11 protein-coding genes and 1 tRNA gene are annotated in these 11,883 nt (G+C 64.3%); 5 read left to right on the plus strand and 7 right to left on the minus strand.

Translation table 11 applies throughout. The features are described 5' to 3' along the window. Positions 1–5 precede the first annotated feature (5 nt). Entirely contained in the window at positions 6–1,538 is a 1,533-nt protein-coding gene (locus tag KM031_RS15320; protein ID WP_215506464.1) for an NAD(P)H-hydrate dehydratase, read from the plus strand. Positions 1,539–1,623: 85 nt separating this feature from the next. Here the strand turns inward: KM031_RS15320 and KM031_RS15325 are convergent, their stop codons facing one another. Continuing rightward, positions 1,624–2,109, minus strand: coding sequence for a Hint domain-containing protein (locus KM031_RS15325; protein ID WP_215506462.1), 486 nt, complete (start codon positions 2,107–2,109; stop codon positions 1,624–1,626). Positions 2,110–2,354: 245 nt separating this feature from the next. On the opposite strand from KM031_RS15325, the gene KM031_RS15330 reads away from it, so the two are divergent. Both KM031_RS15330 and tig read left to right on the plus strand, forming a co-directional pair. Continuing rightward, positions 2,355–2,439: transfer RNA gene (locus KM031_RS15330), tRNA-Leu, on the plus strand. Positions 2,440–2,465: 26 nt separating this feature from the next. After that, on the plus strand, positions 2,466–3,800 hold the full coding sequence (tig, locus tag KM031_RS15335) for a trigger factor (protein WP_215506460.1): 1,335 nt from the start codon (positions 2,466–2,468) through the stop codon (positions 3,798–3,800). 68 nt (positions 3,801–3,868) lie between these two features. Here the strand turns inward: tig and KM031_RS15340 are convergent, their stop codons facing one another. The 5 genes from KM031_RS15340 to KM031_RS15360 form a co-directional block, all read right to left on the minus strand. Then, positions 3,869–4,816 carry a DMT family transporter gene (locus KM031_RS15340; RefSeq protein WP_215506457.1) on the minus strand — a complete coding sequence of 316 codons (948 nt, stop codon included), beginning with the start codon at positions 4,814–4,816 and terminating at the stop codon, positions 3,869–3,871. An 87-nt stretch (positions 4,817–4,903) separates the two neighbouring features. Further along, the gene (locus KM031_RS15345; protein ID WP_215506455.1) at positions 4,904–5,275 is read right to left on the minus strand and encodes a glyoxalase superfamily protein; all 372 of its coding nucleotides are present in this window, start codon (positions 5,273–5,275) and stop codon (positions 4,904–4,906) included. Positions 5,276–5,405: 130 nt separating this feature from the next. Continuing rightward, on the minus strand, positions 5,406–6,731 hold the full coding sequence (locus KM031_RS15350; RefSeq protein ID WP_215506453.1) for a TRAP transporter large permease: 1,326 nt from the start codon (positions 6,729–6,731) through the stop codon (positions 5,406–5,408). Beyond that, complete coding sequence (locus KM031_RS15355; protein WP_215506451.1) at positions 6,728–7,360, minus strand: TRAP transporter small permease; 633 nt, start codon at positions 7,358–7,360, stop codon at positions 6,728–6,730. Before KM031_RS15355 ends, KM031_RS15350 begins: the two co-directional genes overlap by 4 nt. Positions 7,361–7,432: 72 nt before the next feature. After that, on the minus strand, positions 7,433–8,440 hold the full coding sequence (locus KM031_RS15360; RefSeq protein WP_215506449.1) for a TRAP transporter substrate-binding protein: 1,008 nt from the start codon (positions 8,438–8,440) through the stop codon (positions 7,433–7,435). A 219-nt stretch (positions 8,441–8,659) separates the two neighbouring features. On the opposite strand from KM031_RS15360, the gene KM031_RS15365 reads away from it, so the two are divergent. After that, positions 8,660–10,636 (plus strand): two-component system sensor histidine kinase NtrB, encoded by a 1,977-nt coding sequence (locus KM031_RS15365; protein WP_215506447.1) that lies wholly within the window; start codon positions 8,660–8,662, stop codon positions 10,634–10,636. Then, on the plus strand, positions 10,633–11,253 hold the full coding sequence (locus KM031_RS15370; protein ID WP_215506445.1) for a response regulator transcription factor: 621 nt from the start codon (positions 10,633–10,635) through the stop codon (positions 11,251–11,253). The genes KM031_RS15365 and KM031_RS15370 overlap by 4 nt, the downstream gene beginning before the upstream one ends. Positions 11,254–11,304: 51 nt before the next feature. Here KM031_RS15370 and efp read toward each other — a convergent pair whose 3' ends face one another. Beyond that, positions 11,305–11,871: an elongation factor P gene (efp, locus tag KM031_RS15375; protein WP_215506442.1), complete on the minus strand. Its 567-nt coding sequence runs from the start codon at positions 11,869–11,871 to the stop codon at positions 11,305–11,307. Positions 11,872–11,883: the final 12 nt, after the last annotated feature.

Here is an 11,883-nt window from a genome sequence, read left to right on the forward strand (position 1 = left end):
TAAAAATGACCGAACTCCTGACCTCTGCCCAAATGCGCGCCATTGAAAAAAGTGCAATCGACTCTGGCGCGGTGACGGGGCTGGTGTTGATGGAGCGGGCGGGTCAGGCGGTGGTGCGGGCCATTCAGCAGGCATGGCCGGATCATCCGCAGCGGGCGGTGGTGCTGTGCGGGCCGGGCAACAATGGCGGCGACGGATATGTGATCGCGCGGTTGTTGGCGCAGCAGGGCTGGTCGGTGCGCGTCTATGCGCTGGGGCCAAGCCGAACCGCCGATGCCGGGGAAATGCGGCAAGATTGGCTGGCGCTGGGGCCGGTGGCGACGATGGATCAGCTGGACTGGCCGGTGCTGGCCGACCGGCCGCTGGTGATTGATGCGATGTTCGGCACCGGGCTGATCCGTGATATTGCGCCGGGCGTCTGGGGCGCGCTGGACATGGCGGTCAGCAGCGGCTGCCACATCGTTGCGGTCGATATCCTGTCGGGCCTTTGCGCCGACAGCGGGCGGGTGCGCACCGAGGCGGGGTATCTGGATCGCGGCGCGGATCTGACGGTGACGTTTCAGGCCGCGAAATGCGGGCATCATCTGGCCGAGGCTCCGGCCTTGTCGGGGCGGTTGCAGGTGGTGTCCATCGGGCTTGAGGTGGAATTGGCGGCGCTGCTGCGTGAGGAGGGCGCGGCGCTGGTGGATCTGGTGGTGGGGCCTTCGGATGTCGACAAGCGCGGCGGGCACAAGTTCACCCATGGTCATGCGCTGGTCCTGTCGGGCCCGCCGGGGCAGGGCGGGGCGGCCCGTCTGGCGGCCCGCGCCGCGCTGCGCATTGGCGCGGGTCTGGTGACGCTGGGCAGTCCGCTTGCCGCCATGGCCGAACATGCGGCGCGGCTGGATGCGGTGATGCTGCGGCCCATATCCGATGGGCCGGATCTGACAACGGCGCTGGCCGATCCGCGCATCACCGCGCTGTGCCTGGGGCCGGGGCTCGGGCGGGAGGCGCGGGGTGCGGCCTTGCTGGCGGCGGCGCTGGTCTCGCAGATCGGGGCGCTGGTGCTGGATGCCGATGCGCTGAGCTTGCTGGCGCAGGACGCGGCGCTGTTTGCCGCGCTGCCCCGGCGCTGTGTGCTGACCCCGCATGGCGGCGAATTTGCCCGGCTGTTTCCCGATCTGGCTGCCCGGCTGGCGGCCCCGGCGGGGATCGGGGCGGCCTATTCGCGCCCCGAGGCGGCGCGGGCCGCGGCAGCGCGTGCGGGCTGTGTGCTGGTGCTGAAAGGCCCGGATACGGTGATTGCCGCCCCGGATGGCCGCTGTGCTATCCATTCGGCGCAATATGACCGCGCCGCGCCCTGGCTTGCGACGGCCGGGGCGGGCGATGTTCTGGCCGGGTTTGTCACCGGCCTGCTGGCGCGTGGTTTTCCTCCGTTCGACGCCGCCTGCACCGCCGTCTGGCTGCATGTGGAGTCGGCGCGCAGCTTTGGGCCGGGGCTGATTGCCGAGGATCTGCCGGAAGAGCTGCCCAAGGTGCTGCGCAGGCTGCTGACATGACACGCCTGACATGACATGACAAAGGCCGCCCCAGAGGTGGGCGGCCCGTGTCATCCCGTGTCGCGCAGGCGACCGAGGGTCTCTGTCAGGCTTCCACCAGAACGGGCGACAGCGCCAGTTCCAGACCACCGGCATAAATCACCACCGGCGTGTCGAAGTGCAGGCAATACATGGTCTGCCCCGCCGTCGCCTCGTGCCGGATATATTCGCCATCGACCAGCTTTGCCGCCGTCAGCACCGCCTGATCGCAGCCCTTCAGCGCGCGGGCGCGCCAGTCGCGGATCAGGATACGGGTTTCGGCGGTGATGATCATGTCATCTTCGGGCTGATCCACGCCAATGGCCGAAGCCGAGACGCGCACCATCCGCGCAGGCGCCGCCACAACCTGCACATCGCGCAGCGCGCGGGCGCCATCGCGGGTGACAATCCGGTCGCCGGGGGTCAGGTATTCAACCGGGATCGCACCTGCCAGTGTCAGGACGGTGGTGCCGGCGCTGAGCCCGCAAACCTGTCTGTCATGGCTGGACTGCGGGCCATGGCCCGTATCAAGCCCCAAGGTCATCTGTGACATGGGCGTTACCTGTGTTTTGTTATCTGCTCTTTTGCTGGCAGAATATGGCAGGAATGTGGTCTGTGCGAGGCCTTTTTACGGGAAGTCCGCCCGGCGCGGCCCGATCCGGCCCGCCAAACCTTGCCGCACTGCGGCGCGATTTTTCCCCTCGCATCCTGCGCGGGCCTTTGTTAGAAGGGCGCGGATTTTCAGGCCGCGTGCGGCCCTGACCCTATGGGTCGGGTTTTCGCGCGGGTTGAGAAAAAGCGGGTGTGGCGAAATTGGTAGACGCACCAGATTTAGGTTCTGGCGCCGCGAGGCGTGGGGGTTCAAGTCCCTCCACCCGCACCAGAGATATGAGAAGGACGGAACAATCCATGCAGGTCACCGAGACCCTGAACGACGGTCTGAAGCGCGGCTACACCATCACGGTGACGGCAGCGGAGCTGGACAAGAAAGTCCAGGAAAAGCTGGTCGAGGCGCAACCCGAGATCGAAATGAAGGGCTTCCGCAAGGGCAAGGTGCCGATGGCCATGCTGCGCAAGCAATTCGGCCCGCGCCTGATCGGCGAAGCCATGCAGGACGCCATTGACGGCGCGATGAAAGAGCATTTCGAAACATCCGGCGACCGCCCGGCGCTGCAGCCCGAAGTGAAGATGGTGGGCGGCGAAGAGTGGAAAGAAGGCCAGGACGTCGTGGTCGAAATGTCCTACGAAGCCCTGCCGCCGATCCCCGAGGTTGACGCCTCGAAAGTGACGCTGGACCGTCTGGTGGTGAAAGCCGAGGACAGCGCTGTCGAAGAAGCGCTGAAAAACCTGGCCGATACCGCGAAAGCCTTCGAGGACCGCAAGAAGGGTTCCAAGGCCAAGGACGGCGACCAGATCACCATCGACTTCAAGGGCTCGGTCGATGGCGAACTGTTCGAGGGCGGCACTGCGGAAGACTATCCGCTGGTTCTCGGCTCCGGCTCGTTCATTCCGGGCTTTGAAGAGCAACTGGTCGGCGCCAAGGAAGGCGACGAGGTTTCGGTCAACGTGTCCTTCCCCGAAAGCTATGGTGCCGCGCATCTGGCTGGCAAGGCCGCCGTGTTTGCCTGCACCGTGAAAGCGGTCAAGGCTCCGAAGGCTGCCGAGATCGACGACGAACTGGCCAAGAAGTTCGGCGCCGAAGATCTGGCCGGTCTGAAAGGCCAGATCGCCGAGCGTCTGGAAGCCGAATACAAAGGCGCATCGCGCGCCGTGATGAAGCGTGCACTGCTCGATCAACTGGACGCGATGGTCAAGTTCGACCTGCCGCCCGCTCTGGTCGAGGCCGAAGCCGCGCAGATCGCGCATCAGTTGTGGCACGAAGAAAACCCGGACGTGCATGACCACAACCATGGCCATGTCGAAACCACCGACGAGCACAAGAAACTGGCCGAACGCCGCGTGCGTCTGGGCCTGCTGCTGGCCGAAGTGGGCCGCAAGGCCGATGTGCAGGTGACGGATGCCGAAATGACCCAGGCTGTGCTGGCACAGGCGCGTCAATATCCGGGACAAGAGCGCGCGTTCTTTGAATTCGTGCAGAAGAACCCGCAGATGCAACAACAGCTGCGCGCGCCGATCTTTGAAGACAAGGTTGTCGATTTCATCGTGGCAGGCGCTTCGGTGACTGACAAGGAAGTCTCGAAGGACGATCTTCAGAAGGCCATCGAGGCGCTGGACGAAATGTGATCCCGACCTTCGGGTGACAGAAGACCAAAAGGGCCGCGCTGCAAGCGCGGCCCTTTTTGCATGCGCAGTTACATGGCCGGCGCCCGGCGGCGTTCCGTGGTTTCGCGCCACAGCACGAACAACCCCGCGCCGCAGATGATGGCGATGCCGGTCCAGGCGGTGCTGTCGGGCCAGTCTGACCAGAATACCCAGCCATAAAGCACGCCCCAGATCAGCCCGGTATATTCAAACGGTGCCACCGTGGCCGAGGCGGCAACGCGATAGGCCTGTGTCAGCAAGGTGAGGCCGATCGCCGCCACGCCGCCACACAGCGCCATGCGGCCAAGATCTGCGGCGGTGGGGGTGACCCAGCCGCGCGTCAGAAAGCCGAGGCTGGGATGCGTCTCGCCCGCGAAGGTGCCACTGCCGAACACCGCCGACAGGATCAGCGCGCAGATCAGGAACACCGCATTGCCATGAAAGGCCAGTGCGGCGGCGGTCTGGGTTGCCCCCTGTTGCCGGGCAAGGATCATCGACAGCGCATAGGTCAGACCCGACACCACCGGCAGCAGCGCGGCCCAGTCGAACAGATCGGATCCTGGCCGCACCATCACCACCACGCCGACAAAGCCCATGGCCACCGCCAGCCAGCGCGGCAGGCTGACCCGATCATGCAGCATCAGCACCGACAGCAGCGTGATCATCAACGGGGCCGAGAAATACAGCGCCACCGTGGTTGCCATCGGCAGGGCGGCCAGTGCGAGGTAATAGGCGGTATAGGCCACAAACATCACCAGCCCGCGCGCCACCATGCGCGGCCAGCCCGGCGTCACCAGCGTTTTCGGCCCGCCCGAGGCCAGCACCAGCAGATACAGCAGCGGCATCGCGGTCAGGCTGCGGATTACCATGGCCTGATGCAGCGGATAGGCCCCGGACAGCAGTTTCAGGATCAGATCCTGCACGGAAAACACCGCCACCCCGGCACAGAGGCAAAGGATACCAAGCGCGGAACGCCGCGGGGCAGGGGTTGGGGTCATGGCCGGACCTTTGCTGACAGGCCCCCAGCCTAGCCGAGCCTTCCGGCCCTGCTGGATCAGGCGCGACATCGCATGGCGCGAATGGGTCTAGGCCGTCATTTCACAAAAGCGCAGACGGTTGCCGAATGGGTCCGTGACCTGCATCTGCGTGCCCCAGGGCAGGGGTTCAAGACTAGGGCGCATATTGGGATTGGGGCGGGTGCACAGCTCGGCGTGGAAGGCGGCAATGCCCAGCGTCGGGATGAACACCGTCGCACCGGGCGTGGCATCGCCGTAATGGCCGGACAGATGCAGCACCAGACCGGCACGGCGGATCTGCATATACAGTGGGGCGGTCGCGTCAAAGCGATGTTCCCACTCGGCCACAAAGCCCAGCCAGTCCAGATAGAAGCCAAGCGCCAGTGCTTCATCGAAAATGCGCAGGATCGGCATGGTGGCGGTAAAGGTCGGGGGCGTCATCGGCAGGCTCCGCTTGGACTGGGGCCTTTGGACACAGGCCGCGCCCCGCATCCTATCCGCCGATGCGGCGGCTGCAAAACAAAACGGCCGGGCACTGGGGCCCGGCCGGTCTGCCTATCGGTTGTCTGCGTCAGTTCATGCCCAACATGCGGGGCAGGAACAAGGTGATCTCTGGAACATAGGTCACGATCCCGAGGAACACGAGCGCGGTAAGCAACCACGGCCCTGCGGCTTTTGTCACCTCGGTCAGCCCCAGCTTCGAGATCGCCGAGGCGACATAGAGGTTGAGCCCGACCGGCGGCGTACAGAGCCCGATCTCCATATTGACCACCAACATGATGCCGAAGTGAACCGGATCCACGCCCAGCTTGACGGCAACCGGATAGAGGATCGGCGCCATGATCAGCACGATGGCCGAAGGCTCCATTACCATGCCGATGAACAGCAGGATCACGTTCACCATCAGCAGGAAGCCGATCTTGCCCAGACCCAGATCGACGATCCAGCCCGAAAGCGCCTGCGGGATCTGTTCCGATGTCAGGATGAAGGCGAACATCACGGCATTGGTGATGATATAGAGCAGCATCGCAGACATGGCGGCAGAGTTCAGCAGCACCTTCGGCACATCGCGCAGCTTGATGTCCTTGTAGACCCAGACGGCGATGACAAAGGCATAGACGGCGCTGACAGCGGCGGCTTCAGTGGGGGTGAAGATACCGCCATAGATGCCGCCCATGATGATCACGATCAGCATCAGGCCCCAGACGCTTTCCCGGAACGCCTTCCAGCGGTCCGCGAACGGCGCACGCTCCATCCGCGGGTAGTTGTATTTCCACGCGCGGTAGGTGGTGGTGCCGCCCAGCATCATCGCCAGCATCAGGCCCGGAATGACGCCCGCCATGAACAGGGTGCCGATGGAGGCCGACATCACGGGTTCGCCATTCGGCCCGGTGACAACCATGCCCGAGGTGGCCACCGCATACATCACCATCACGATGGACGGCGGGATCAGGATGCCGAGGCCGCCTGCCGTGGCAACCGTGCCGACGCCGAATTGCGGCGGATAGCCCTGCTTGACCATGGCCGGGATCAGGATCGACCCCACCGCCATCACCGTGGCTGGCGACGAGCCGGAAATGGCCGCGAACAGCGCACAGGCCATCACCGCCGCCAGACCCATGCCGCCATACCAATGGCCGACCATCGAGGTGGCAAAGCGGATCATCCGCCGCGCCACACCGCCATGCGTCAGGAAGTTGCCGGCCAGAATGAAGAACGGGATCGCCATGATCTCGAACTTTTCGATGCCGGTGAACAGTTTCAGCGCGATACTGTCCATCGGAATGTCGGTAAAGCCGATCAGGAACGAAAACACCGTCAGGCCAAGCGCGATGGACACCGGCATCCCGGTGATCAGAAGGATCGCAAGGATCGCAAAAATGATGAGCGCGGTCATGCGTGGCCTCCTTTGGCGAGGTCTTCCGATTCCTCGTCAAGCCCGTCCACGGCGCCGTGGTCGTGATGGGCGATGAAGCCGGTGGTGATGAACAGATACAGGGCCTGGATGAAGCGGAAGCACATCAGCGCAGAGCCGAAGGGCACCGCCAGATAGATGATCCACATCTTCAGCTCCAGATCGGGCGAGGTCTGCCCGCCCTTGGCGACGTGATAGACAAAATCGGTGCCGATCCAGGTGATGACGGCGGTGAACAGCACGCCGCCCGACATGGCGATGATGGTGATCACCCGCCGTTTGGTGCCTTCAAGCTTTTCGACAAGGATGTCGACACCCACATGGATGCCGGTGCGCACGCCGTAGGCTGCGCCGAATTTGGCCATCCAGACGAACAGATAGATGCAGGCCTCTTGTGCCCAGGTCAGCTTGATCCCGTTGATTGCCTTGAAGGTGGCGCGGGCGGCGGCTTGCAGGGTGGGCATGTCATGCGCGCGGGCAAATCCCACGAGATCGGCGGCAAAGCCGATGGAAAAACGGTGAACGACCGCGACGAAGATCAGCGTCACGCCCAATGCCATGAGCAGGGTGATGAGGATTTCTTCAAACCGGTCGAGGAAACGCAGCAACATGGCGAACCTCATGTGTGAAAAGGGGGGCGCGCGGTGTCGCGCACCCCCCGGGTTGGGGTCAGCGGCGACAGATCAGTTGGTGGTGCCCAGAACGCCGTAGACTTGCTGGATCAGATCGGCGCCGATCCGGTCGGCCATTTCTTCATGCACGGGTTTCAGCACTTCGACCCATTCGGCGCGTTCCTCGTCGGTCAGATCGTGGAATTCGGTGGTGCCTGCGGCCTTCATCGCCTCCATCGCCTTGTCGTTTTCTTCCTTGGCGATCGAGTTGGCATAGCTGGTGGATTCGGCCATGGCCTTTGTCAGATTGCCGCGCACGTCCTCGGGCAACCCGTCCCAGAACGCCTTGTTTACGATGACCGCATAGCCCAGATAGCCATGGTTCGACACGGTGGCGTGTTTCTGAACCTCGTTCATCTTCTGGGTATACATGTTCGAAGGCGGGTTTTCGGTGCCGTCGACAACGCCGGTCTGCAAGGCCTGATAGACCTCCGAGAAGGCCATGACCTGCGGCACCGCGCCAAGCGCCTGCATCTGCGCCTCGAGGATCTTGGAGGACTGGATGCGCATCTTGAGGCCAAGGAAATCATCCGGCACATTCAGCGGGCTGTTGGCCGACATGACCTTGAAGCCGTTGTCCCAGAAGGCAAGGCCGGTGATGCCCTTCGGCTCCAGCCTGGCCAGCAGGCCCTGACCCACTTCACCATCGGTGATCTTGCGCAGGTCGTCATAGCCATTCATCAGGAACGGCAGGTCGAACAGTTCGAATTCCTGCACGCCCAGCGGGCCGAATTTCGCCAGCGACGGCGCGAGCATCTGCACCGCGCCCAGTTGCAGCGCCTCCAGTTCTTCTTTGTCCTTGTAAAGCTGGCTGTTGGGATAGACTTCGACCATCACCGCGCCTTCGGTGTATTTTTCGGCCAGTTCCTTGAACTTGTCGGCGGCCTTGCCCTTGGGCGTATCGGGGGCAACGACGTGGCTGAACTTGATGATGATCGGCTCTGCGAAAGCGGGCAGTGCGGTGGACAGCGCAAGGGCGGCAGCCCCGGCCAGCCGCGCGAATGTGCGACGTGTCAGCATGTGTTTCTCCTCCAGATGCCGCCCTCCCGGCGGACCTGTGCAATCCTTGCCAGTTGCAAGGCCCTGCGGCTATTGTGGGTTTCCGCAATCTGCGCGCTAACATTGCGCCGCAGGCATGTTGCGGGCAGAATTTGTCTGGCAGTCGGGGAGGACGGGCCGCTGAAGCACAGCAAAGACCAGTCGCCCCGCGCGGGCGGCGATCCATGGAGCGCGGAATCCATGGGCGGCGCGGTCGGCCGACGGCGCATTGATCTGCTGTCGCTGATCCCGCTGGTGGCGATTGTCGCGCTGGTGGTGATGGTCGGCGCGCTGGTCTGGGCCGTCAACCGCAGCGAGGCGGATCAGGCGCGCATCAAGCTGGCGACGGATGCGCTCTGGGTGGAACAGACGCTGCGGTTCCAGCTGTCGATTGACGAGGACATGCTGGCGCGGCTGGCGCTGGATGCGGCAGGGGGCACACCGCCACAGGCGCTGGATGCGCGCGCCCGGCTGCATATCGCCACCAATCCCGAAATGCTGTCGGTGGTCTGGTATGACGGCGCGGGCCGCCCGGCGCGCGCGATGCCCAGCCTTGCCGATTCCGGCAATGCGGCATTGCTGGCGCTGATGCAGGCCAGCCCCGCGCGCAGCGCCCGCCCGATCTATGGCGATCTGGACGGTGATGCGAATGTGGCGATGGGGCTGCGGCTGGGGGGCGATGCGGGCTTTGTCATCGCCACGATCTCGGTGCCGCTGATGCTGGAGCGGCATATCCCTTGGTGGATTGCCGAACAATATGCGGTGCAGATCGCCGATGCGGGCGGCGGCGTTCTGGTCTCGCGCGCCCGGCTGATCCCGGATCCGGCCAACCCGAGCCACGCCATCAGCTTTGATCCGCCCTTGCGCGGCACGGTGCTGCGCATCAGCGCCTATGATCCGGCGACGGATGTGGGGGCGATGCTGCTGTTTGCCGCCGTGGCGGCGCTGGCCGGGTTTGCCATCCTGGCCATGCTGGTGCTCTATCGCAGTGCCGAACGGCGGCGCAGCGCCGAGATGCGCCTGCGTGGAGAGACAGCGTTCCGCCGTTCGATGGAAGAAAGCCTGACGGTGGGCCTGCGTGCCAAGGATCATCAGGGCCGGGTGCTGTATGTGAATTCGGCCTTTTGCAAGCTGGTCGGCTGGCCGTCCGGGGAACTTGTGGGGCGTTCCCCGCCCATGCCCTATTGGGATCCTGAAAGCATTGGTGAGACCGTGGCGCGGCACAAGGCGCTGGCCGAAGGCGGGGCGGTGTCACAGGCTTTCGAGACCCGCTTTCGCCGCCGCGATGGCAGCGAGATCGACGTTCAGGTCTATGAAGCGCCGCTGATCGACGCCAAGGGCGCGCATCGCGGCTGGATGGGCTCGGTGATCGACATCACCGAAGCCAAGACCGCCGCCCGCATGGCGCGGGCACAGGATGAAACCATGGCGCGCACCGGGCGGCTGGTCACGCTGGGCGAAATGGCCTCGACGCTGGCGCATGAGCTGAACCAGCCGCTGTCGGCGATTGCCAGCTATGCCGCCGGGGTGATGAACCTGCTGGAACAGGGGCGCAGTGATCCGGCGCTGTTGCAGCCCGCGATGCAGAAACTGGCGCAGCAGGCCGGGCGGGCCGGGCTGATCATCCGGCGGATTCAGGATCTGGTGAAAAAGCGCGAACCGCATTTCACCGAAGTGGCGCTGGAAGAGGTGATTGCCGAAACCCTGGGCTTTCTGGCGGCGGATGCGCGCGAACATCGGGTGGCGCTGCGCAGCGATGTGCGCGCGGCCCCGCTGGTGCTGGCCGACCGCATCCTGCTGGAACAGGTGCTGATCAATCTGATCCGCAATGGCATGGAAGCGATGGGCGAGGGGCGGCGCAGCGGCGACAGCCTGTTGCTGACCCTGCGCGAGGATGATGGCCGCGCGGTGATCGAGGTGGCCGATCAGGGCGCGGGCATTGATCCTTCGGTGGATGGCCGCCTGTTTGATGCCTTCACCTCGACCAAGGCGCATGGCATGGGCATGGGCCTGAACATCTGCCGCTCGATCATCGAGCTGCATCGGGGCCAGCTGACCCACCGCCCGCAGCCGGGTGGCGGCACGGTGTTCAGCGTGGTTCTGCCGGGCGTTGCGACAGCCGACAGCGCCGCAGAGGATCAGACGACAGCGACCACGCAGGGGAGGGCGGCGGAATGACAGGCATGATTCACATCGTGGATGATGAAGAGGCGATCCGCGACAGTCTGGCATTTCTGCTGGTGTCGCGCGGGCTTGAGGCGATGGGCTGGGACTCGGGCGAGGCCTTTCTGGCCGCGCAGCCACTGGAGGATTGCGCCTGTGTCATCCTTGATGTGCGGATGGGCGATCTGTCGGGGCCCGAAGTCTTTGCGCGGCTGCGCGCCATGGGCAATGCGGTGCCGGTGATCTTTCTGACCGGCCATGCCGATGTGCCGGTGGCGGTGCAGACGCTGAAGGCCGGGGCGTTCGACTTTGTGGAAAAACCCTTCAACGACAATCAGATCGTCGATCTGGCGCTGAAGGCGATTGCGGCGCATGAGGCGCAGCAGGCCGAAGCGGCGGCCCGGCGCGACATCGACGCCCGCCTTGCCACGCTGTCGGCGCGCGAGGAGGAGGTGATGCGCCTGATGATGACCGGCAGCCTGAACAAGCAGATCGCCGATATGCTGGGCATCGCCATGCGCACAGTCGAGGTGCATCGCGGCCGCGTGCTGGCCAAGATGGGCGTGCGCAATGCCATCGAACTGGCGGCAGTGCTGGGCGCCATGCCCGCTGATCCGCCCGGCCCGAAATGAAAACGCCCGGCAACAGTGCCGGGCGTATGTCATTCTGAGGCGCATGGCAGATCAGTCCTTGGCACGCTCGACATAGGAATTGTCTTCGGTATTGATCACGATACGGGTGCCCGCGCCGATATGCGGCGGCACCAGCACGCGCAGCCCGTTGGAGCAGATCGCCGGTTTGTAGGAGGACGAGGCCGTCTGACCCTTGACCACCGGCTCGGTCTCGGTGATCTCGACCACCACTTTCTGCGGCAGCTCGATCGCGATGGCGATGCCTTCATGCGTGCGCAGATAGACCTTGATGCCTTCGGTCAGGAACACCTTGTCATCGCCCACCACATCGGCAGTGACGGTGATCTGTTCATAGGTGTTCGGCTCCATGAAGTGATAGCCTTCGCCATCCTCATAGAGGAAATCATATTCCCGCTCGTCCACCGTGGCCTTTTCGACCATCTCGGTCGTGCGCCAGCGTTCGGCAACCTTCACCCCGTCGGAAATGCGGCGCATGTCGACGCTGGTCGTGGGCGTGCCTTTGCCGGGGTGGAAGTTTTCGGCCTTGAGGACGGCATAAAGCTTGCCGTCCATCTCGACGACATTGCCTTTGCGAAGCGAGGATGCGATGACTTTCAAGTGGCGGTTCCT

It is taken from the genome of Gemmobacter fulvus, from assembly GCF_018798885.1.
Lineage (GTDB): Bacteria > Pseudomonadota > Alphaproteobacteria > Rhodobacterales > Rhodobacteraceae > Gemmobacter > Gemmobacter fulvus.